Origin of the sequence: Caulobacter sp. (assembly GCF_039596335.1) — a bacterium.
In the GTDB taxonomy this organism is placed as follows: domain Bacteria; phylum Pseudomonadota; class Alphaproteobacteria; order Caulobacterales; family Caulobacteraceae; genus Caulobacter.
Genome location: NZ_JBCNJZ010000001.1, coordinates 759,621 through 781,582, shown reverse-complemented (window position 1 = coordinate 781,582; position 21,962 = coordinate 759,621). Strand labels below are relative to the sequence as shown.

Sequence of the window (21,962 nt, the reverse complement as noted above, 5' to 3'; positions counted from 1 at the left end):
CGGATGGCCTCACGGCGTTATTCATCAAAGCTTGAATTTTTCGGCCGGTTGGGTGAGATCGAACCTCTGGTGGAGGAACCATGGTAGACAAGATCAAGAACGACGCCGTCGAGGCCCTGTCGGGTCTGCTCAAGGACGGCATGACCATCATGGCCGGGGGCTTTGGCCTCTGCGGTATCCCTGAGAACCTGATCGCGGCGATCCGCGAGACCGGCGTCAAGGACCTGACGGTGGTCTCCAACAACTGCGGCGTCGACGGCTTCGGCCTCGGCATCCTGCTGGAAGCGCGCCAGATCAAGAAGATGATCTCGTCCTATGTGGGCGAGAACAAGCTGTTCGAGCAGCTGTATCTGTCGGGCGAGCTGGAGCTGGAGTTCAATCCGCAGGGCACCCTGGCCGAGCGCATCCGCGCCGGCGGCGCCGGCATCCCGGCCTTCTTCACCCGCACCGGCTACGGCACGCTGGTGGCCGAGGGCAAGGAAACCCGCGAGTTCGACGGCGAGATGTACGTGATGGAGCGCGGCCTGACCGCCGACCTCGCGATCGTCAAGGCCTGGAAGGGCGACGCCGAGGGCAACCTGATCTACCGAAAGACGGCGCGGAACTTCAATCCGATGATGGCCACGGCCGGCAAGGCCACCGTGGTCGAGGTCGAGGAACTGGTCGAGATCGGCGCCCTGGACAAGGACGCCATCCACACCCCCGGCATCTATGTCGACCGCATCATCAAGGGCGCCAAGTTCGAGAAGCGCATCGAGCGGGTCACCACCCGCCAGAAGGAGACCGCGTAATGGCCTGGACCCGCGACGAGATGGCGGCCCGCGCCGCCAAGGAGCTGCAGGACGGCTTCTACGTGAACCTGGGCATCGGCATTCCGACCCTGGTGGCCAACTACATCCCCGAGGGCATGCATGTGACGCTGCAGAGCGAGAACGGCATGCTGGGCATGGGCCCCTTCCCCTATGAGGGCGAGGAAGACGCCGACCTGATCAACGCCGGCAAGCAGACGATCACCGAGCTGGAGAGCAGCTCGTACTTCAGCTCGGCCGACAGCTTCGCGATGATCCGCGGCGGCCACATCGCCCTGTCCATCCTGGGCGGCATGCAGGTCTCGGAAAACGGCGACCTGGCCAACTGGATGGTGCCCGGCAAGATGGTCAAGGGCATGGGCGGGGCCATGGACCTGGTCGCCGGCGTCAAGCGCGTCGTGGTGGTCATGGACCACTGCGAGAAGTCGGGCGCGCCCAAGCTGCTCAAGCAGTGCTCGCTGCCGCTGACCGGCGCCGGGGTCGTGGATCTCTTGATCACCGAACTGGGCGTCTTCGAGATCAATCGCGGCAAGACGGCCGTGAAGCTGATCGAGCTGGCCCCCGGCGTCACGGTCGACGAGGTGAAGGAAAAGACCGAAGCCGCGTTCGAGACCTCGCTCTAGTCAGCGAACCAGCCAGTAAGGGTGCTCAAGCGTGAGCGCCACGTGTCTCGCCGTCGCCTTGCCATAGGCGGCGGCGATTGCGTTCAGGGCGGTGGTCGGATCGCCCGAGCGCGGCTCGACCGTCCGCGCCGCGCGGGGAAGCTTCGTCGGCGCGATGACCTCCAGCCCGTGGCGGGAGATCGCGTCGCTGCTGGCGAAAGCCTCCGAGCGATTGGTGCGGGACCAGGCGTCCAGGGCGGTGGCGAAGGCCAGCTCATCGAAGCCGTCCGCGATCCGCACCGCCACCTTCTCGCCGCGCCAGGCGTTGGCCCAGCCCGACAGGCCGCTGAACACCGCGTCGGTTCCGACCCGGAAGGCCGCGCCGTCGTGGGGCTGGACCGGCGGCGGAACGCCCAGGCGGGCGGCCGTGGCCTTCATCACCGGCTCGCCGGCCAGGTCGCGCAACAAGGCCAGGCTGGCGGGGATCGAGGCCGTCACCCCGGCGGTGGTGGTGATCGCGCCGTCCGTGACCCAGCGCTGGTCGCGCCGCCAGCGGACATTCGGATAGGCTTTGGCCAGGCGGCCCAGCTCGAACCAGTGGGTGGTGGCCGCGCGGCCATCCAGCAGGCCGGCGCGGGCCAGGGTCTCGGCGCCCGCGCAGATGGCGACGATCCGCGCGCCGCGGCGGGCTCGCTCGCGCAGCCAGGCGTCTCGCGCCGGGTCGTAGGCCGGCATCATGAACGGCACGACCACGACGTCCGGCTCGCGCGGCAGGCTGGCATAGGTCGCCTGCGGTCGGATCCAGGCCAGGCCGGGCATCAGGCGGACGGGCGCCAGGCTGGCCGCGACGATCTTGACCTCGACCGCGCCGGATTCCGAAAGAACCGCATAGGGCGCGATCAGGTCGGTGGTCTCGGTCCCGCGCGCGTCGGCCAGGATCGCGACCAGCGGCCGGGCCTGGGCCGGCAGGGCGAGCAGGCAGAACAGCAGGGCAAGCAGGCGCAGCATGGAGACCTCCCGAAAGACGCGGGCAGTCTCGCTGCGAGGGCGGCCTTTGGAAGGACGAGCTTCCCTCGAAAAGCGCCAGCTATTCCGGCTTCCGCACCGGGCGTGGCGGCAGGCCGGTGATCGGATCGCGGGGCAGGGGGGCGAAGCCCTCGGCGATAAACAGGTCGATCCGGCGGCTGCGTTTCTTGTCCAGGCGCACGCGGGCGATCTGCAGGGCCGAGGTCTTCTGGAAGTCCTGCTCGATCTCGGGACGGTAGCCGCCTTCCAGGCTGACGATCAGGGCGCGGCGGCCGTGCGGCTTATCGAGCGGCGCGGTGGTCTCGGCCTGGTTCTGCGGTTGGGCTTCGTGCACCCACATCCGCAGCGGCGGCGCGCCCGGCTGGCCGAAATAGTCGCGGCCGTAATAGGCGGCGGCGTTGTAGACGAAGCGGTCGTCCATCGCGACGGAACTGACCCCGCCCCGCAGGGCCTCTTCCTCGCGCGAGCGGTCGATGATCGCCTGGACGGTCTGGTCCCAGCCGCGCACCCGCTTGAAGCCATTCGAAAGGCCCGTGGCGTCCGCGATCCGCGGGCTGACCATGCAGGCCACGAAGAACAGGGCGAACAGGCCCTGCACCGCCAGGCCGCCGATCAGCCAGCGGCGGGCGTTCCAGCGCAGCAGCCAGCCGGCCGCTAGGGCCGAGCCGGCGACGAAGGCCGCGCCGGCCCAGTTGGCGTTGGCGCGCGAGACGAAGGCCTCGGCCGCGACGATCAGCAACGGCGGGGCGCTGAAGCACAGCAGCAGCAGGTCGGGCGACTCCAGGCGCTTTTTGACGCCCAGCCAGATCGCGCCGCCGAGCAGCACCGCGAAGGGCACGGGGCCGAAGACGCCGAACTGCGAACCGACGAACTCGATCAGCTCACGGAAATTGAACAGGCTGCTGGCGCCCCAGTTGGCGTTCGAGGCGGTGTGCTTGACCGTCGAGAACTGGTGCGCGGCGTTCCAGGCGAAGTTGGGGGCCAGCACCAGCACGAAGCCCAGCAGGAACAGCACGATGGCGGCGGGGCACCAGCGCAGCCGCGCTTCGCGCGAGATCAGGGCGTGCAGGACGATGCTGCCCAGGGCGTAGATCGCCGCATATTTCGACAGGAAGGCCAGGCCCAGGGCGGCGCCCATGCCGATGGCCACGAAGTAGCGGCGCGGCGCAGTCTGGTCGGCCAGGGCGACATAGCCCCAGATCGTCAGCGAGAGGAAGAACAGCAGCGGCGCGTCGGTGGCCATCAGGCCCGAGGACAGCACCACGCCCGGCATCAGGCTGTAGATTGCGGCGGCGACCAGCCCCGCCCAGCCGCCATACAGTCGTCCGGCGATCCGATGAATGACGAGCGCGGCCCCGCCGTGCAGCAGTGGGGCGGAAAGTCGCACCCAGGCCTCGGCGTCCCCGCCGATTTGAGTAGTCGCCCAGATCAGCCAGGCGATCATCGGGGGTTTCGAGAAGTAGCCGAACGCCAGTTCCCGCGACCACAACCAGTACTGCGCCTCGTCCGGATAGAGCTCCAAAGGCGTGGCGAACAAGGCCGCCAGGCGCACGATCGTCAGTGCGCCGACCATTACCAGCGTGAACCGCCAGGCGCGGCCTTCAGGCGAGCCCGAGAGCGTCGCTGACGGAGAATCGGAGGCAAGAACCATGGCGACCGTTTAACCCAAGTAAGAAAAATCTGACCAATTGTTCCGCAGATTCCGGGCTTTATGACAGTTTCTGGGCCAGCGTGGCGTTTCCGTCACCAAACCTTCTAAAACCGACGGTAAAGAGCCCTCAATAAGGCCGTTGGGCGTAGTTAAGCCCGCGTCGAGGCCTAAACGAGGGGATACTCACCAATGATCTCGAAGAAACTCCTGGCGTCGACCGCTCTGGTCGGCTGCCTGGCCGCCGCCGCCAGCGGCGCCCACGCTCAATCGACCGGTACGGAAGTCCTCGAGCAGGTGGTCATCACCGCCTCGACCGGCCAACGCACCCAAGGCGCCATCATGGCCCAGACGGTCACCAAGTCGCGCTCGTCGATCGACCAAGACTTCATCTCGCGCCAGACGCCCGGCGCGACCGTCCTGGAAACGGTCAACCTGCTGCCCGGCGTGAACTTCACCAACAACGACGCCTACGGTTCGGCCGGCGGTGACCTGACCCTGCGCGGCTTCGACAGCCAGCGCGTGGCCCTGCTGCAAGACGGCATCCCGCTGAACGACAGCGGCAACTACGCCATCTACCCGAACCAGCAGATGGACTCGGAGCTCATCTCGCGCGTTGACGTGAACCTTGGCACCACCGACGTCGACAGCCCGACGGCTGCTGCGGCCGGCGGCACCATCAACTACACCACCCGCAAGCCGAAGGAAGAATTCGGCGGCGTCGTGCAAGCCCAGATCGGCGACGGCAACTTCCGCCGCTTCTTCGCCGTGGTCGACACCGGCAAGGTCGGTCCGTTCGGCACCTCGGCCTGGTTCAGCTACGCTGACTCGATCAACGACGTGTTCAACGGCCCGGGCAAGATCCACAAGAAGCAGTACAACGGCCGCATCTATCAGCCGATCGGCGACAACGGCGACTTCATCAGCCTGATCGCCAACTACAACAAGAACCGCAACAACTTCATCAATCGGATGTCGCTGGCTGCGTTCCAACAAGGCACCGGCGTCGGCTACAGCCGTTCGAACTGCGCCCGTCCGACCCCGCAGGGCGGCACCGCGCAAGTCGATTTCAACGCCAACACCTGCTACCTGAACAACGTGAACCCGTCGAACACCGGCAACCTGCGCGGTCAGTCGCTGTTCCACATCACCGACAACGTCATCATCACGGCTGACCCGTACTTCCAGTACACGATCGCCAATGGTGGCGGCCGCACCCTGTTCAACGAAAACGGCGCCGCTACCGGCGCTGGCCTGATCCGCGGCGCTGCGCTGACGGGCGGCCAAGACCTGAACGGCGACGGCGACACCCTGGACACCGTCCTGCTGTACTCGCCGAACACGACGAACACCCGTCGTTACGGCGTGACCTCGTCGCTGATCTGGAAGTTCTCGGAAGACCACAGCATCCGCGCCGCCTACACCTGGGACGAGGCTCACCACCGTCAAACGGGTGAGTACACGAACTTCAACGCCGATGGCTCGCCGAGCAACTTCTTCGGCGGCAAGGACGGTTACGGCAAGTCGATCAAGCTCTCGGACGGCAGCATCCTGCGTCGCCGTGACCGCGTTTCGGTCGCCACGCTGAACCAGTTCTCGGCCGAGTATCGTGGCCGCTTCATGGAAGACAAGATCCTGGTCAACCTCGGCGTCCGCGCGCCCTTCTTCAAGCGCGAGCTGAACAACTTCTGCTATCAGGCCGACACCTTCAACGCGTACTGCACCAACCAACCGGCCACCCCGGTTGTCGGTTCGGACGACGGCAACGGCCAGACGCTGGTCACCCTGCCGGGTCAAGGTTCGACCCAATACGGTCGTCCGCGCGAGTTCACCCGCAAGTACGACAAGATCCTCCCGAACGCCGGCGTCAGCTACAAGTTCGGTGAGCATCAGTCGGTCTACGTCAGCTACGCCGAAACCCTGTCGGCGCCGCGTACGGACGACCTGTACGACCGCAAGATGACCAACCCGAAGCCGGAAATCGCCCAGTCGTACGACATCGGCTACCGCTATCAGTCGGGTAAGGTGCTGGCCGCGGCCTCGTTCTGGTACAACCAGTTCAGCAACCGCATCGAGCGCGCGTTCAACGAGCAGGACAACATCGCCTTCTCGGTCAACGTCGGCGATGTGAAGCTGAAGGGCTTCGACGCTCAGGTCGGCTTCAAGCCGGAAGAATATCTGAGCTTCTACGCCTCGTTCTCCTACGTCGACTCGGAACTGCAAGAGAACATCCCCGGCACCTCGCTGGGTTCGGTCCTGCAGACCAAGGGCAAGGAACTGTACGAGACCCCGAAGTACCAGGGCGCCGTGCGCGTGACCTACGACATCACCGAAGCCCTCAGCGTGGGCGCCCAGGTGAAGTACGTCGGCGAGCGCTGGACCAACCTGACCAACACCGAAAAGGTGCCGCACTACGCCCTGCTGGACGTCGACGCCCGCTACTCGCTGGCTCAGTTCGGCATGGAAGGCACCTACGTCCAGATCAACGTGAAGAACCTGGCCAACGAGAAGTATCTCGGCGACCTGGCGGTCAACCCGAGCGGCACCGGTCTGGGCCAGCCCGGCTACCCGCGCACCGCGAGCATCACGCTCCGCGCTGCGTTCTAAGCCAAGCTTAGATCCGACGAAGAGAAGGGCGGCCCGGTCACGGGCCGCCCTTTTTCTTTGTCACGTGCGTTTGCTAAAGATGCAGCCGCTTGACCCCGGCCCCCTGAAGGGCCATCTGCGCCCCCTTTCGTTTTCGCGCCTTTCCTTGGGTTTTCGACCATGACCGTGACCGTTCCCGCCGAGTGGGCTCCGCACCGCGCCATGTGGGTGGGCTTCCCCAGCCATCCCGACGTCTGGCAGGGCGACCTGGAGCAGGCCCAGAAGGAAGTCGCCGACCTCGCCCGCGCCCTGGCCGGTCCGGGCGGCGAGCGCGTGCGCCTGATGGTGGTCGGCGATGAGGCCGAAGCCGCGGCCCGCGCCCTGCTGAGCGACACGGCGGTCGAGATCGTCCGCGGTACGTTCGGCGACATCTGGCTGCGCGACACCGGTCCGATCTTCGTCGACGACAACGGCGCGGCGGTCGCGGCCGGCTTCCTGTTCAACGGCTGGGGCGGCAAGTACGAGATGGAGGGCGACGACATCGTCGCCGAGCAGATCGCCGCCGCCTCGGGCGCGCCGCTTGTCCGCAACAACTTCATCCTGGAAGGCGGCTCGCTGGACCACGACGGTCTGGGCACCATCCTGACCACCGGCCAGTGCCTGCTGAACGAGAACCGCAACGCCGGCTGGGACGAGGCTTCGGCCACGTCCGCACTCGCTGAAGCCCTGGGCGCCAAGAAGGTGCTGTGGCTGGGCGACGGCCTGCTGAACGACCACACCGACGGCCACGTTGACAACCTGGCCCGCTTCGTAGCCCCGGGCGTGGTCGCCTGCCCGATGGCCTATGGCGCCGACGATCCGAACGCGGACGTCTATGCCGAGACCGCCAAACTGCTGGCCAGCCTGACCGACAGCCGCGGCTCGCCGCTGCAGGTCGCCCGCATCCCGTCGCCGGGCCGGATCCTGAACGCCGACGGCGAGGTGATCCCGGCCTCGCACATGAACTTCCTGATCGCCAACGAGGCGATCCTGGTGCCGATCTACGCCGAGGAGTCGGGCGCCTTCGCCGTCGAGGTGATCAAGGGCCTGTTCCCCGAGCGCCAGGTCATCGGCCTGCCGTCCACCGCCATTCTGACCGGCGGTGGTTCGTTCCACTGCATCAGCCAGCAGGAGCCTGAATAATGGCCCGCACGCTCAGCGTCGCCGCGATCCAGACCTCATACGGGATGGATCTGCAGGACAACATCAAGAAGACCGAGGCCTTCATCCGCGAAGCCGCCGCGGGCGGCGCGCAGGTCATCCTGCCGTCAGAGCTGTTCCAGGGGCCGTACTTCTGCGTGACCCAGGAAGAGCGCTGGTTCGCCGAGGCCCATCCGTGGCGCGAGCACCCGGTGGTCAAGGCCATCGCGCCGCTGGCCGGCGAGCTGGGCGTGGTGATCCCGATCTCGATCTTCGAGCGCGAGGGCCCGCACTATTTCAACAGCCTGGTCATGGCCGACGCCGACGGCTCGATGTTGGGGCTCTATCGCAAGAGCCACATCCCCGACGGCCCCGGCTACCAGGAGAAGTTCTACTTCCGGCCCGGCGACACCGGCTTCAAGGTCTGGGATACGCGCTTTGGCCGTCTGGGCGTCGGGATCTGCTGGGACCAATGGTACCCCGAATGCGCCCGGGCCATGACCCTGATGGGCGCCGAGGCCCTGTTCTATCCGACCGCGATCGGCAGCGAACCGCACCAGCCCGACATGATCACCACCCTGCCGTGGCAGCGGGCGATGCAAGGCCATGCGGTGTCGAACGTGATCCCGGTGATCGGCGCCAACCGCGTCGGCTTCGAGCCGTGGGAGAACTATCCCAATGGCGGCCAGACCTTCTACGGCTCCAGCTTCGTGGCCGACCATCGCGGCGACCTGGTGTCGGAATTGGGCACGGCCGATGAGGGCCTGGTCACCGGGACCTTCGATCTGGACTATCTGACGACCCACCGCGCCGCCTGGGGCTTCTTCCGTGATCGCCGGCCGGAACTCTACACGGCGCTGGCTCAAGGCCGGCCGGCATGATCGAAACCGACCGTCTGGTATTGCGCCCGGCGGTCGACGCCGACCGGGACGCCATCGCCGCCCTGAACGGCGATCCCCGGGTCGGCTACTGGCTGGGCGGCGCGCGTGACCGCGCCGCCAGCGACGCCTTCGTCGACCAGCACCTGGCCTATATCGCCCAGCATGGCTTCGGCTTCTGGGCGGTCGAGCGCCGGGTGGATCAAGCCGTCATCGGCCTGGCCGGACTGTGGGATGTATTCGACGGCTATCCGTTCGGCCGCCAGATCCAGGTTGGCTGGCGCCTGGCCCATGACGCCTGGGGCCAGGGCTACGCGACCGAGGCGGCCAAGGCCTGCCTCGATCATGCCTTCAGCATCCTCGCGCTGCCCGAGGTGATCGCCATCACCGCCGGCAGGAACCTAGCCTCTCAGTCGGTGATGCGCCGGGTCGGCATGGTTCAGGATCCTGCGCGCGACTTCGACCACCCGGCCGTGCCCGAAGGCGACGACCTGCGGCCCCACGTCACCTTCGTGGCGCGGCCCTAGGCCCCGCAGCCCTCCGGCGCGCCCTTGGCCTTTGAGGCCGCCACTTCCGCCTTGGCCTTGGCGAGATCCGCCACGAACGCCGGATCGTCGTGCAGGCGGGTGACCAGGGCCGAGCCCAGATAGCGGCCGGCCTCGACGTCGCTCTGGAAGTGGACGCCGCAGATGATGCGGCTGTCGCCGAACGCCTTGCCGCGCGCCAGGATCGGCGTGGCCTTGTCCGGGACCAGTTCGGCGATCACCGAGCCCCACGCCCAGCCGATCAGGCTGTGACCGGACGGATACGAGCCGTCGGTGTTGATCCAGTCCTCGCGCGGCACGCAGATCGGCGCGGTGTTGCCGACCGGCGGCCGTTGACGCTGGAAGACGGCCTTGGCCGGCTGGTAGATCTTGGCGGCGTCGTCTGTGACCCGCAGCAGCAGGTTGGCCAGGGTCGGCGTGGCCTCGGCGCTGAGCGTCACGCCGGCCGCGCACGAGAAGCTCTTCATCCCGCCCTTGCCCGACAGGTCGGCGTCGGCGATCGCCTGGCTCCAGGTCGGGGTGTTCACCAGCTTGCGGGTCTCGCTGAACTGGGCGCGCTCGGCCTTGCCGCGGGCCGAGTCCGGCGTCGGCGGCGGACCGATGATGTCGGCGGCGATGATGCCGCCGTCGCCGCCCAGATAGCCGGGAGGCGGTTTGACCCAGCCGGCCGACGGCGGGGTCATGGCCACCGGCGCGGTCGAGGAAACGGCGGCGCAGCCGGCCAGGATCAGCCCCGAGGCGGCGGCGATCAGCGTGAAGCGGGTCATGGAATGCCCTCCTGAAGTCATCCGCTCACAGAGCGTTGCAGATATCGCACGTCAAGCGCGGGTGCGGGAGAAAGGTGGATTGACTCGCGGATATGTTATTTCATAACACACCGTCGTGGCCAGTTCTCCGGCCAAGCTATCCGTCGTTTAGGACAGTTCATGCAGCGTCGCGTCGCCCTTTCCGCTGTGAGCCTCATCGTGCTCGCCGCCGCCGTTTCCGCCCACGCCGCTGACGCGCCCGCGCCCGCCGCCGATGACTCCGAAGTCTCCAAGGTTATCGTCACCGCCGCGCCCTACGGCGTCTCGGCCGACGCCCTGACCGCCAGCGTCGCGGTCGTCGATCGCACCCAGCTGGACCTGGCCCCGCCCAAGGGTCTGGGCGACGCCCTGGCCGGCCTGCCGGGCGTGCGCTCGACGGCGTTCGGCGCCGGCGCCAGCCGCCCGGTTGTGCGCGGTCTGGCCGGTCCGCGCGTCCAGGTGCTGACCAACGGCGTCGGCCAGATCGACGCCAGCGCGCTGTCGCCTGACCACCAGGTCGCGACCGATCCCGGCGAGGCCGAGCGCATCGAAGTGCTGCGTGGTCCGGCTGCCCTGGCCTATGGCGGTTCGGCGATCGGCGGGGTGGTCAACATCATCGACGACCGCATCGCCAGCCGTCAGCCCACTGACGGCCTGAGCGGTCGCCTGCTGGCCTCTAAGGGGACCGGTGACGACAGCTACGCCCTGTCGGGCGCCGTTCACGCCACGGTCGGGCCCTTCGTGCTGTCGCTGGACGCGCTGAAGCGCAACAGCAAGGACTACCGGATTCCCGTCTATCCGGAATCCAAGCGTCAGCTGGCCCTGGAAGGCGAGACCGCCGAGGGCGGCGGCGGCAAGCTGGAAAACACCGCGGTCGATCTTGAGACCTTCGGCGCCGGCCTTTCGTACATCGGCCAGAAGGGCTTCGTCGGCATGGCGATCAAGCGCACCGACACGCGCTACGGCGTGCCCGGTCACAGCCATGAGCACGAGGAAGAGAGCCATGACGATCATGACCACGATCATGACCATGATCACGAAGGCGAGCACGAGGAAGAAGGCCCGGTCACGATCGGCCTGAAGCAGACCCGTGTCGACCTGCGGGGCGAGTACGACCTGGACGGCGGCGCGTTCTCGAAGATCCGCTTCTCGGGCGGCTACGCCGACTACACCCACACCGAGTTCGAGGGCGACGCGGTCGGCACCAAGTTCACCTCCGACGGCTATGAAGGCCGTCTGGAGCTGGTCCAGGCCGAGCGCGGCGGTTGGAAGGGCGCTGTGGGCGTCCAGGCTCTGCGCCGCAACTTCGACGCCGTCGGCGACGAGGCCTATGTCCCCAAGACCAAGATCACCGAGTTCGGCGCCTTCACCCAGCAGCGGCTGGAGCTGGACGGCGGCTACGGCGTCGAGGGCGGGCTGCGGGTCGACACCCGCGAGCTGGACAGCCTGAAGGGCAAGGCCGACTTCACCAACCTATCGGGTTCGATCGGCGCGTTCTGGCGGCCGACGACCGGCAGCTTCGTGGGCCTGGCCCTGTCGCGCACCAGCCGCGCTCCGACCGAGTCGGAGCTGTTTGCCGAAGGCCCGCACGTGGCCACCCGCGGCTTCGAGATCGGCGACGTCAATCTGAAGGAAGAGGTCGCCACCTCGCTGGAAGCGACTTTCCACTATTCGAACGACCGTCTGTCGGGCGACCTGCACCTGTTCGCCGCCCGCTATGACGGCTTCATCGACCTGCGCCCGACCGGCGCTCAGGACGATGGCCTGGACGTCTATCAGTACACCCAGACCGACGCCGATTTCCGCGGTCTGGAGGCCGAGCTCACCTACCGTGTCTGGAGCGCGGGCCAGCGCTCGGTCAGCCTGCAGGGCGGCGCCGACTACGTCCGCGGGTCCTCGGACCTGGGCCCGCCGGCCCGGATCCCGCCCTACGCCGTGTCGCTGAAGGCGCTGTACGAAGGCCCCATGTGGTCGGGCAATGTCGAGGTGCGCCGCACCGGCGGCCAGGACCGCGTGGCCCAGCTGGAGCTGCCCACCGACGGCTACACCACGCTGAACGCCTCGCTGGCCTGGAAGCCGACCGGCGACGCGCGCCTGCGCCTGTTCCTGGATGGCCGCAATCTGACCAACGAGGAAGTCCGCGAGCACGTCTCGTTCCTGAAGGATATCGCGCCTTCGCCCGGTCGTCAGGTCCGGGCCGGTATCGCCCTGCGCTTCTAGCGTCAGGACGGCAAGCGGAACCCACGCAGCCCCCGGGTTCCGTCGCGCCGGGGTTCGGTCCCTCTCTCCCGAACCCCGGGCATGCTCGCCTTGCGGATGAATCAGAGACCGGCGATCTCCCCACGACAGCGGCCCAGATTGCCGGTCCCGCCTGGATCGGCTAGAAGGCCAAGCCTTTCGGTCGTCTTGAAGCGTTCGAGCGTCCGTTTCTTAATTCTGTCGTAGAGTTCTTCATGACAACGACCCCTTCCGCCGGCGGTGAAATCTCCGGCAACGTCCTGTTCTACAAGTCGCCCGAGCCGCTGAACCGCGAGCAGCATGCGAAGCTGGCCCTGGTCCACAAGGACCAGCCCTATGGCTTCGCCGCCGCCGGCACCGCCGTGCCGCTGACGGTCTCGGAGTTCGCCCCGGCCGCCCTGACCTTCCCGGTGATCTTCGCCGGCGAAGACCGCGTGCCGCTGGCCGTGATGGGCCTGAACCAGCAGGAAAACCTGTTCATCAGCGCCGACGGCGCGATGGAAACGAACGTCTACATCCCGGCCTATATCCGCCGCTATCCGTTCGTGCTGGCCAATGACGACAGCCAAGACCGCCTGATCGTCTGCATCGACCGCGGTTCGGACCTGCTGACCGAAAACGGCCAGACCCCGCTGTTCGACGCCAAGGGCGAGCCGACCGAATACACCCAGAACTGCATCCGCTTCTGCGACGACTTTGAAGTCGAGCGCCGCCGCACCGACTCGTTCGTGCAGCTGCTGAAGGACCTGGACCTGTTCGAGCTGAAGAAGGCCACCTTCCAGCCGCAGGACGCCAACGGCAATCCGGACGGCGAGCTGGTCACCGTCGCCGAGTACTTCGGCGTCTCTGAAGAGAAGCTGAACAACCTGCCGGCTGAAAAGCTGAAGGAACTGCAGACCAACGGCGCCCTGGCGCAGATCTACGCTCACCTGGTCTCGCTGCTGGGCTGGGAACGCCTGATCACCAAGACCATGCTGAAGCAGGCCGCCGCCAACCTGAACTAGGGTTCGGCGCAGGTCTGAAAAGACGAGGGCGGCGGGGCTTCGGCTCCGCCGCCTTTTCTTTTGGTCAGCGTGCGAAGATGCTGCGGGTCAGGCAGGAGAAGACCAGGCGTCCGGCCTCGTCCAGCAGGTCGTGCTGGGCGATGACCATGCCCTTGCCGTCGCCGACCGGGTCCTTGCCCATCACCGTCATCCGGCCGCGCAGGAGCTCGCCCACGGGCGGATTGCGCATCCAGCGCAGGGCGTCGACGCCCAGGCGCTTGGTCTGCGGCCAGGCGGCGCTGGCTTCGGTGTCCAGGCGGGTCCAGATCGCGAAGACCATGGCGTCCGGCGCGCCGTTCTCGATCGGCCAGCCCGGGGTGAACGCGCTGATGAAGGCGTTCAGCGCCTTCTCGTCCACGGCCCGCGTTCCCAAAGAGACGACCTGACCGATCTCGATGTCGTCGAAGGCGGCGGGCATGGGCGGCTCCAGCTTTGATTCGCTGTTCGACTGTCGGCCGCGCCTTCGCCATTGTCGAGAAGCGCCCACAGGTCCATGTGTTCGGCGCAGTCTTTTCCCTCGTCGAGCCCGCGCATGTTCCTGAAGAAAGCCGTCCTCGCCCTGCAGGCCCTGATCGCCGCGAGCGTCTTGGCTGGCGCGGCCTTCGCCGGGCCCGTGGTCAACTCCGGCCACATCGAGTCGGAGCTGGTCGCGCAGGAAGCCGGCATCGCGCCGGGCGGCACGGTCTATGTCGCCCTGCGCCAGAGGATCCAGGAGCACTGGCACACCTATTGGCGCAATCCGGGCGACGCGGGCGAGGCGACCAAGATCACCTGGACCCTGCCGGACGGCTGGAGCGCCGGCGACATGGTCTGGCCGACGCCGCAGAAGGCGCGCCTGGGCCCGCTCCTCGACTATGCCTATGAGGGCGAGGTGCTGATCCCGGTGCCGATCACCGCGGCGGCCAACGCCCAGGCCGGGACGACCGTCAGCCTGACGGCCGACGTCTTCTACCTGGTCTGCGAGCAGGTCTGCGTGCCCGAGGAGGCCAAGCTGACCCTGCTGCTGCCGGTCGTGGCCGGCGCGCCCTCGGCCGATCCCAAATGGGGCAAGGTCGTCGGCGAGGTGCTGGCCAAGGCGCCGAAGCCTGCGGGCCTGAAGGCGATGTTCAAGCTGGACGGCGAGACGCTGAAACTGGCCATCACCGGCGGTCCGCTGAAGGGCGCCGACCTGGCCGGAGCCTATTTCTTCCCCTATTCGCCCAAGGTCCTGGAGCATTCCGCCGAGCAGGCGATCGAGCGCGGTCCCGAAGGTCTGACCCTGTCGGTCAAGGCCGGCTATGACTTCGTCGGCGGCGGCACGCCCCCGACCGAACTGGCGGGCGTGATCTCCACCAAGGCCGGGGCCTGGGAAGTGACGGCGACGGCGGGTGATCCGCCGGCCGCCGCCATGGGCCTGGGCGCGCCGCCGACCGAGACCGCGCCGGCGACCGGCGTCGCAGGCGGCCTCGTCGGAGCGCTGCTGTTCGCCTTCGTCGGCGGGCTGATCCTGAACCTGATGCCGTGCGTCTTCCCGGTGCTGTCGATGAAAGCCGCCAGCCTGGCCGGCCACGCCCACGACGCAGGCAAGGTGCGGGTGCAAGGGCTGGCCTTCCTGGTTGGCGTTGTGGCGACCTTCCTGGTCTTGGCCGGCCTGCTGCTGGCCGTGCGGGCCGGCGGTTCGGCGGTGGGCTGGGGCTTCCAGCTGCAGTCGCCGGTGGTGATCGCGGGCCTGGCCCTGCTGATGCTGCTGGTCGCTTTGAACATGTCGGGCGTCTTCGAGATCGGGACCTCGGTCCAGGGCGTCGGGACCGGCGCCTCGTCCAAGGGCGGTGTCACCGGCGCCTTCTTCACCGGCGCGCTGGCCGTTGTGGTCGCCGCGCCCTGCACCGCGCCGTTCATGGCCGGCGCCCTGGGCTTTGCCCTGACCCAGCCGACCCTGGTGGCGCTGTCGGTTTTCCTGGCCCTGGCCCTGGGCTTTGCCGCGCCCTTCGTGCTGGTCGCCTTCGTGCCTGGCGTGCTCAAGCGCCTGCCGCGCCCCGGCGCCTGGATGGATGTGCTGAAGAAAGGCCTGGCCTTCCCGATGTACGGCGCGGCCCTGTGGCTGGTCTGGGTGTTCGCCCAGCAGTCCGGCTCGCTGTCGCTGGCGCACCTGCTGGGCGCCGGCGTCCTGGCCGCGTTCGCCGCCTGGCTCTATGGTCTGGCGCAGGCGCGCCGCGCCGCGGGCAAGCCGACCCTGGTCTCGATCCTGGTCGCCCTGGTGGCGCTGGGCCTGGCGATCACCGTCGCAACCTTCGGCGCGCTGGCCGCCCAGCCGCCGCCCGCCGCCGCGACGTCGACTTCGGCCGAGATGCCTTCCGGTCCTGGCCTGGCCTCGGAAGTCTGGTCACCGGAGAAGGTCGCCGAGCTGCAGGCCGCCGGCCGTCCGGTGCTGGTCGACTTCACCGCCGCCTGGTGCGTGACCTGCCAGGTCAATGAGAAGATCGCCCTGTCGGGGTCGAAGGTCGCCGAGGCCTTCAAGGCCCAGGACGCCGTCTATCTGAAGGCCGACTGGACCAATCGCGACCCGGTCATCGCCAAGGCCCTGGCCGACTTCGGCCGGGTCGGGGTGCCGCTGTACGTGGTTTATCCCAAGGGCGGCGGCCAGCCGGTCATCCTGCCCCAGCTGCTGACCGAGGGCATGGTGATCGAGGCGATCGAGAAGGCCGGGACTTAAAGGCCTACTTCTTCTTGTCGCCGCCGAAGGGCAGCTTGCCCTTGACCTTGTCCAGCGGGGTCTTGGTCACGACCAGTGGCGGCGGGATCACCGGCGCAGCGACCTTGACCGGATAGGCCCGCCAGCCGCTCTGGATCAGCGGCGTGAAGCCCTGGCAGCGCGGGAAGTAGCGGACCATGCCGACGCGCGGCTTGGCGAACGGGGCCGGCTGTCGCAGCAGCTGGTTCTTCGGGTCCACGAACCGCCAGTCGCCGGGCAGGCCGTAGCCCTTCTCGCCGCCCAGCCGCACGGCCTGATAGGCGATGTTGGCCTGGAACTGCGGCACGCCGTAGCGCAGCATGGCCCGCAGGAAGATCTGGTCAGCCTCTTCGCGCTTGCCCGGCTCGCCGATCGTGTAGAGCCAGTCGTGGACGATCGCCGCCCGCGCCGTCGGCCCCTGCGGGTCGATGAAGGCCTGGCCGTACCAGGGCACGCTGGCGAAGTCGGTGACGTACCAGCGCGGCACGACGATCACCTTGCCCGTCTCGACATCGCAATAGGGGAACTCGGCGTCCAGGGTGAACAGCTTGCGGCCGTCCTTGGTCTGGTTGAACAGCATGATCGGCTGCGGCGTCAGCGAGCTGGGCGGCGTCGGGGCCGTGACCGGCACATAGACGGTGGTGTTGGTCTCGGTGGCGCAGCCGGTCAGGACCAGGCCGAGCGCGACAGACGCAGCGATAAGCTTTGAACGGGACATGGATCGCGGAGAAAACGAGCGGAGGTTGAGCAGGGCGATCTTCTGAGCGCCGAGCCCCCCTAGATCAAGCAAGAATGGCGAAGTTTCGGCCGTTCCGGCGATTGCGTCTGCGACCGTTTCGCATAGCGACGATCCGTGACAGGATCGCCGACGGGGGCTTCCAGCTCAGGAGAACCGCCATGTCGCTCACTCGCCGTCTCGTCGCCGCCGGCCTGCCGCTGGCCGCTCTGGTCCCGTCCGTCGCCTTCGCCAAGCCCGCGCCAGAGTTCACCGCGGTGGACGTCGACGGCAAGACCCGCTCGCTGTCGGAGTTCCGCGGCAAGACCGTGGTGCTGGAGTGGGTCAACGAGGGTTGCCCCTATGTGAAGAAGCACTATTCGGGGAACATGCAGGGGCTGCAGCAGGCCGCCCGCGCCGACGGCGTGGTGTGGCTGACGATCGCCTCGTCGGCCCAGGGCAAGCAGGGCCATTTCGCCGACGGCGCGGCCGCCAAGACCTGGATGGACAGCCGCGGCGCCAAGCCGACCACGCTGCTGCTGGACGGCGAGGGCAAGATCGCCACGGCCTACAAGGCCAAGACTACGCCGCACATGTTCGTCATCGATAAGGCCGGGCAGGTGGTCTACGAGGGCGCCATCGATGACATCCCGACCACCAAGGTCGAGGACCTGAAGACCGCCAGGAACATGGTCTCGGCTGCCCTGGCCGACGTGAAGGCCGGCCGCAAGGTCGCCACCCCGTTCGTCACGCCCTACGGCTGCGCGGTGAAATACAAGGACGCTTAAGCCGCCGGCTTTTTAAGCCGCGGGTTGGGGCGGCGCCGTGATGACCTCGACGTTGTCGTTCAGCAGATAGACCATGTCGCGCAGCGCTAGGTCCTGGTCCTTGAGGGTCTTGGCCGCGCCCATGGCGGTCAGCTTCTCGGGCAGGTCTTGGCTGATGCCGCGCAGGATGCACTTGAGGTCGTCGACCGCGCCCCTGTCACGCAGCGAGATGTGGCCCTTCATGTCCAGCGCCGACAGCGCGCCGATCTTGGCCGAGAAGGCGTCGAAGCCCTTCAGCGGCTTGGCGCCGGCGGCGGGATCGCCGCCGGCCAGGGCCTTGCGATAGGCCTCGGTCTGGGCCTTGAGCTGGGCGGCGCGCTTGACGATGTCCTGGAACAGGGGCTCGCCCGCGACCGATTGCGGCACGGCAGGCTGCTGTATCACCGCGGGCGCCGGCCCGGCAGTCTGCCCTGGATTGAACGAAGCCATCCATAGCATGGCGGAAAAGGCGACGGCGTCACAGGACATCTGATACTCCCGCAGAAAACGTCATGGGTCTGCCCATGACGGGGCGGCGTGCGTTTGATAAGCCGCTTCGCGTAAACACCGATTTACCAATCTTCAGAGGACCGCTCATGGCCAATCTCGACGCCGCCTGGACCCGCCTGGAAGACGCCGCCAAGGCCGCGGGCGAAAAGCGTATCGTCGAGTTCTTCGAGACCGAGCCGGGACGGCTGGAAGCGCTGACCCTGGACGTCGCCGGCCTGCATCTCGACCTGTCGAAACAGGCCTGGGACGAGGCCGGCCTTGAGGCCGCCCTGGACCTGGCCCATGCCGCCGACGTCGAAGGCGCCCGGGCCCGGATGTTCGGGGGCGAGGCGATCAATTCCTCCGAGGGCCGCGCCGTCCTGCACACCGCCCTTCGCGCCCCGGCCGATGCGGACTTCAAGGCCCAGGGCCAGCCGGTCATGGCCGAGGTCGAGAGCGTACGCCAGCGGATGAAGGCCTTCGCCGAGGCGGTCCGCTCGGGCCAGATCAAGGGCGCGACCGGCAAGCCGTTCAAGGCCATCCTGCACATCGGCATCGGCGGTTCGGACCTGGGCCCCCGCCTGCTGTGGGACGCCCTGCGCCCGATCCGCCCCGACATCGACCTGCGCTTCATCGCCAATGTCGACGGCGCCGAGTTCGCCCTGACGACGGCCGACATGGATCCGGAAGAGACCCTGGTCATGGTGGTCTCCAAGACCTTCACGACGCAGGAGACCATGTCCAACGCCGCCGCGGCCCGCGCCTGGCTGGTCGAGGCCCTGGGTGAAGACGGCGCGAACCAGCACCTGGCCGCCATCTCGACCGCGCTCGACAAGACCGCCGCCTTCGGCGTGCCCGACGAGCGGGTGTTCGGCTTCTGGGACTGGGTCGGCGGCCGCTATTCGCTGTGGTCGTCGGTGAGCCTGTCGGTGGCCGTCGCAGCGGGTTGGGACGCCTTCCAGGGCTTCCTCGACGGCGGCGCGGCCATGGACGAGCACTTCCGCAGCGCCCCGCTGGACAAGAACGCTGCGGTGCTGGTCGCCCTGGCCCAGATCTTCAATCGCAACGGCCTGGACCGCCGCGCCCGCTCGGTCGTGCCCTATTCGCACCGCCTGCGCCGCCTGGCCTCGTTCCTGCAGCAGCTGGAGATGGAATCGAACGGCAAGTCGGTCGGCCCGGACGGCAAGCCGGCCCAGCGCGGCACGGCCACCGTCGTCTTCGGCGACGAGGGCACGAACGTCCAGCACGCCTATTTCCAGTGCATGCACCAGGGCACCGACATCACGCCGATGGAGCTGATTGGTGTCGCTCGGAGTACCGAAGGTCCGGCCGGCATGCACGAGAAGCTGCTGTCGAACCTGCTGGCCCAGGCCGAGGCCTTCATGGTCGGCCGGACCACGGAAGACGTCGTCGCCGAGTTGCAGGCCAAGGGCGTGCCCGACGCCGAGATCGCCACCCTGGCCCCGCAGCGCACCTTCGCCGGCAACCGTCCGTCGACCATGGTCATCCTGGAGCGCCTGACGCCCCAGACCTTCGGCGCCCTGATCGCCCTCTATGAGCACAAGACCTTCGTCGAGGGCGTCATCTGGGGGATCAACAGCTTCGACCAGTGGGGGGTCGAGCTGGGCAAGGTGATGGCCAATCGCATCCTGCCCGAGCTCACCGACCGCGCCTCCGGCGACCACGATCCCTCGACCACGGCCCTGGTCGAGCGGCTGCGCCGCTAGAACGTCTTCCGCACCCGGACCGTCACGAAGGTTCGGGGATTGATCGCACGGTCCTCGACGAAGGCCACGGCGCGTTCCGTGGCCCGGTCGGCGAAGACCGTGCGGCGGATCGTGTAGTCGTCCCACAGGTTCAGCTGGGCGCGGATCGCCCAGGTCGGGGTCGGCTTGTACTCGACGAAGCCCTCGTAATACTGCGCGCCGCGCCAGACATTGGTCTGGTCGGGGCCATAGGTGCCCGAGCCCAGCAGCGGCAGCCAGTTGACGCCCCACTGGATCTTCCAGGGCAGCACGTCCTGGATGAAGCCGATATTGGCCTGGGTCGGACGAACGCCCGAGATCGGCCTGTCCTTGCCGGTCGTCGGGTCGGTCACATGGGTCTCGTTCCAGTCGTTCTTGAACGTGAACCGGCCGCCCTTGATGCCGAACTTGTCGGTCGGCACCACGATGTTGACCGACAGGCGGTCCAGGGTGGCGTCGCCGATATTGCCCGTCGCCGACAGGTTGCCGGGCAGGGGCAGCTGGTCGATCACCCCGATGATCTCGTCGTGGCGATAGCCGATCGAGATCACGCCCTCGCCCCAGAAGCGGCGCTCATAGGTGATCTCGCTGATCCAACGCTGCTCGGGCGCCAGGTCGACATTGCCGCCATAGACGGTGTTGTCCTCCAGCTCGGCCGAGGCGGCGAAGTCGCTGAACTCCAGCTGGCCCAGCTCGCGCTCGAACCGCAAGCGCACCTGGTTGCCGGCTGCCGGCGTCCACGTCGCCTGGAAGCGCGGCTTGGCGTAGAAGAAGCTCTTCTTCTGGTCGGCGTCGCCCGACTGCTCGATGGTCGACTTCTCCAGCCGCAGCCCGCCTTCCAGGGTCAGCTTCGGGTTGACCCGCCAGGTCGCCTTGGTGAAGGCCTCGCCGCGCAGCTCCTCGACCTTGACCGAGGCGCTGGGCAGGGCCACCGCCGCGCCGCCCACCGTGAAGGCCTGCTTGGTGTCCAGCATGTTGTAGGCCGTCTCGCCGCCGGCCTCGATCGTCAGCCCACGGCCGAAGTCATGGCGCACCAGCGCGCGCAGGATCGATTCCGAGCTCTTGATGTCGGCGGTGAAGCGCTGTTGCGGGCTGGCCGCGCCGCCCAGGGTCTCGTCGCTGGTCGAGACCTCGTCGCCGTTCTCGAAGCTGTGCTGGGCGCGGGTCTCCAGCGTCCAGCGCGGGGCCAGCGGGCGGTTCCAGGTCAGGCCCAGCTCGCCGAACTTGTAGTCGTCGTTATAGGCGCTGCGGCGCAGGGCCAGCGGCGACTGCAGGGTCTGCCACTGGTTCCAGTCGCTGATCCCGTAGCGGGCCGTGGCCTCGACCTTGCCGCCGGCCAGGGGACCCGAATAGTTGCCGCGCACGGCGTTGCTGCCGCCCCAGCCGTCGTTCAGATAGGCCTCGTCGCGGATCAGCTTGCCGGCCCCGTCGTGGCGCACATTGCGGCCCGGGCCGTTGCTGTCGCTGGAGCTGGTGCCGTCGCTGAGCGTGACGCCCCAGCTCTTGTCGCCATTGGTGGCGGTGAACTGGTAGCTGCCGCCGTAGATGTCGCGGCCGCCGTCGAAGATCTGGGCGTTCCAGGTCAGGATCGACTGACGGCTGGCGCCCTTCTTCAGCACCACGTTCACGACGACCGCATAGCCCTGCATGTCGACGCCCGGCGCGCCGCCGCGGATCAGCTCGATGCGCTCGACGCGGTTGGCCTGGGTGCGGCCCAGCACGTTCGAGCCGGTGTCGTTCTTCGAGGCCGGACGGTCGCCATTGATCAGGATGTTGCCGGCCGCGCCCTCGAAGCCGCGATTGCCCGAGCCGTCATTGACCGAGAAGCCCGGCACCCGCTGGACCATCTCCAGCGCCGTGTTCGGGCGCTGGGCAGCGAAGAACTCGGGCTGGAAGACCAGCACGCCCTTCTGGGCGGCGTCGTCCATCGGCTTCTCAGACGTCGGGCCGGTCGGGACCGGGTTCACGGCGGCGGCCTGGCCGGCCCCCGCCGGCGTCGTGGCCGCTTCACCCGCATATGCGACGCCGCTCAGCAGCAGCGTGGCCGCCGTGGCCAGCAGCATGGTCTTCGTCATCAGTCTTCCCCTCTTCGAGGAGATGTCTGGCGTCGGCGACCGTTCATCTCAAGTTACAAGGCCGAAAGGTGCGTTACATCGGC

18 protein-coding genes are annotated in these 21,962 nt (G+C 67.8%); 11 read left to right on the top strand and 7 right to left on the bottom strand.

The features are described 5' to 3' along the window. The first annotated feature begins 80 nt into the window (after positions 1-80). Both ABDW31_RS03815 and ABDW31_RS03810 read left to right on the top strand, forming a co-directional pair. Complete coding sequence (locus ABDW31_RS03815) at positions 81-791, top strand: CoA transferase subunit A (protein ID WP_184715868.1); 711 nt, start codon at positions 81-83, stop codon at positions 789-791. Further along, positions 791-1,432 (top strand): 3-oxoacid CoA-transferase subunit B, encoded by a 642-nt coding sequence (locus tag ABDW31_RS03810; protein WP_184715870.1) that lies wholly within the window; start codon positions 791-793, stop codon positions 1,430-1,432. The genes ABDW31_RS03815 and ABDW31_RS03810 overlap by 1 nt, the downstream gene beginning before the upstream one ends. On the opposite strand, the gene ABDW31_RS03805 is transcribed toward ABDW31_RS03810, so the two are convergent. Both ABDW31_RS03805 and ABDW31_RS03800 read right to left on the bottom strand, forming a co-directional pair. Beyond that, complete coding sequence (locus tag ABDW31_RS03805) at positions 1,433-2,419, bottom strand: DJ-1/PfpI family protein (protein ID WP_184715872.1); 987 nt, start codon at positions 2,417-2,419, stop codon at positions 1,433-1,435. Between the two features lie 79 nt (positions 2,420-2,498). After that, the gene (locus ABDW31_RS03800) at positions 2,499-4,088 is read right to left on the bottom strand and encodes a glycosyltransferase family 39 protein (protein ID WP_184715874.1); all 1,590 of its coding nucleotides are present in this window, start codon (positions 4,086-4,088) and stop codon (positions 2,499-2,501) included. Between the two features lie 189 nt (positions 4,089-4,277). On the opposite strand from ABDW31_RS03800, the gene ABDW31_RS03795 reads away from it, so the two are divergent. The 4 genes from ABDW31_RS03795 to ABDW31_RS03780 all read left to right on the top strand — a co-directional run bounded on the left by ABDW31_RS03795 (position 4,278) and on the right by ABDW31_RS03780 (position 9,255). After that, positions 4,278-6,692 carry a TonB-dependent receptor gene (locus ABDW31_RS03795; RefSeq protein WP_184715876.1) on the top strand — a complete coding sequence of 805 codons (2,415 nt, stop codon included), beginning with the start codon at positions 4,278-4,280 and terminating at the stop codon, positions 6,690-6,692. 159 nt (positions 6,693-6,851) lie between these two features. Then, entirely contained in the window at positions 6,852-7,853 is a 1,002-nt protein-coding gene (locus tag ABDW31_RS03790) for an agmatine deiminase family protein (protein WP_184715878.1), read from the top strand. Next, the gene (gene aguB, locus ABDW31_RS03785; RefSeq protein ID WP_184715880.1) at positions 7,853-8,731 is read left to right on the top strand and encodes an N-carbamoylputrescine amidase; all 879 of its coding nucleotides are present in this window, start codon (positions 7,853-7,855) and stop codon (positions 8,729-8,731) included. The genes ABDW31_RS03790 and aguB overlap by 1 nt, the downstream gene beginning before the upstream one ends. Continuing rightward, a complete protein-coding gene (locus ABDW31_RS03780; protein ID WP_184715882.1) occupies positions 8,728-9,255 on the top strand; it encodes a GNAT family N-acetyltransferase in 528 nt (175 codons plus the stop codon). Before aguB ends, ABDW31_RS03780 begins: the two co-directional genes overlap by 4 nt. On the opposite strand, the gene ABDW31_RS03775 is transcribed toward ABDW31_RS03780, so the two are convergent. Beyond that, a complete protein-coding gene (locus ABDW31_RS03775) occupies positions 9,252-10,040 on the bottom strand; it encodes a phosphatase PAP2 family protein (protein WP_184715884.1) in 789 nt (262 codons plus the stop codon). The two genes, ABDW31_RS03780 and ABDW31_RS03775, sit on opposite strands and share 4 nt — an antisense overlap. A gap of 159 nt (positions 10,041-10,199) precedes the next feature. Between ABDW31_RS03775 and ABDW31_RS03770 the strand changes: the two genes are divergently transcribed. Next, positions 10,200-12,278, top strand: a complete 2,079-nt coding sequence (locus ABDW31_RS03770; RefSeq protein ID WP_184715886.1) for a TonB-dependent receptor — start codon at positions 10,200-10,202, stop codon at positions 12,276-12,278. Between the two features lie 233 nt (positions 12,279-12,511). Beyond that, positions 12,512-13,300 carry a SapC family protein gene (locus ABDW31_RS03765; RefSeq protein WP_184715888.1) on the top strand — a complete coding sequence of 263 codons (789 nt, stop codon included), beginning with the start codon at positions 12,512-12,514 and terminating at the stop codon, positions 13,298-13,300. A 64-nt stretch (positions 13,301-13,364) separates the two neighbouring features. Here the strand turns inward: ABDW31_RS03765 and ABDW31_RS03760 are convergent, their stop codons facing one another. Then, complete coding sequence (locus tag ABDW31_RS03760; RefSeq protein ID WP_343698292.1) at positions 13,365-13,757, bottom strand: acyl dehydratase; 393 nt, start codon at positions 13,755-13,757, stop codon at positions 13,365-13,367. Positions 13,758-13,871: 114 nt separating this feature from the next. On the opposite strand from ABDW31_RS03760, the gene ABDW31_RS03755 reads away from it, so the two are divergent. Beyond that, complete coding sequence (locus ABDW31_RS03755; protein ID WP_184715893.1) at positions 13,872-16,031, top strand: thioredoxin family protein; 2,160 nt, start codon at positions 13,872-13,874, stop codon at positions 16,029-16,031. Between the two features lie 4 nt (positions 16,032-16,035). On the opposite strand, the gene ABDW31_RS03750 is transcribed toward ABDW31_RS03755, so the two are convergent. Beyond that, on the bottom strand, positions 16,036-16,767 hold the full coding sequence (locus ABDW31_RS03750) for a DUF1353 domain-containing protein (protein ID WP_184715895.1): 732 nt from the start codon (positions 16,765-16,767) through the stop codon (positions 16,036-16,038). A 179-nt stretch (positions 16,768-16,946) separates the two neighbouring features. On the opposite strand from ABDW31_RS03750, the gene ABDW31_RS03745 reads away from it, so the two are divergent. Continuing rightward, the gene (locus ABDW31_RS03745; protein ID WP_184715896.1) at positions 16,947-17,552 is read left to right on the top strand and encodes a thioredoxin family protein; all 606 of its coding nucleotides are present in this window, start codon (positions 16,947-16,949) and stop codon (positions 17,550-17,552) included. 12 nt (positions 17,553-17,564) lie between these two features. Here the strand turns inward: ABDW31_RS03745 and ABDW31_RS03740 are convergent, their stop codons facing one another. Beyond that, the gene (locus ABDW31_RS03740) at positions 17,565-18,059 is read right to left on the bottom strand and encodes a hypothetical protein (protein WP_184715899.1); all 495 of its coding nucleotides are present in this window, start codon (positions 18,057-18,059) and stop codon (positions 17,565-17,567) included. 107 nt (positions 18,060-18,166) lie between these two features. On the opposite strand from ABDW31_RS03740, the gene pgi reads away from it, so the two are divergent. Beyond that, positions 18,167-19,786 (top strand): glucose-6-phosphate isomerase, encoded by a 1,620-nt coding sequence (gene pgi / locus ABDW31_RS03735; protein ID WP_184715901.1) that lies wholly within the window; start codon positions 18,167-18,169, stop codon positions 19,784-19,786. Here the strand turns inward: pgi and ABDW31_RS03730 are convergent. After that, positions 19,783-21,882 carry a TonB-dependent receptor gene (locus ABDW31_RS03730; RefSeq protein ID WP_184723568.1) on the bottom strand — a complete coding sequence of 700 codons (2,100 nt, stop codon included), beginning with the start codon at positions 21,880-21,882 and terminating at the stop codon, positions 19,783-19,785. The two genes, pgi and ABDW31_RS03730, sit on opposite strands and share 4 nt — an antisense overlap. Positions 21,883-21,962 lie beyond the last annotated feature (80 nt).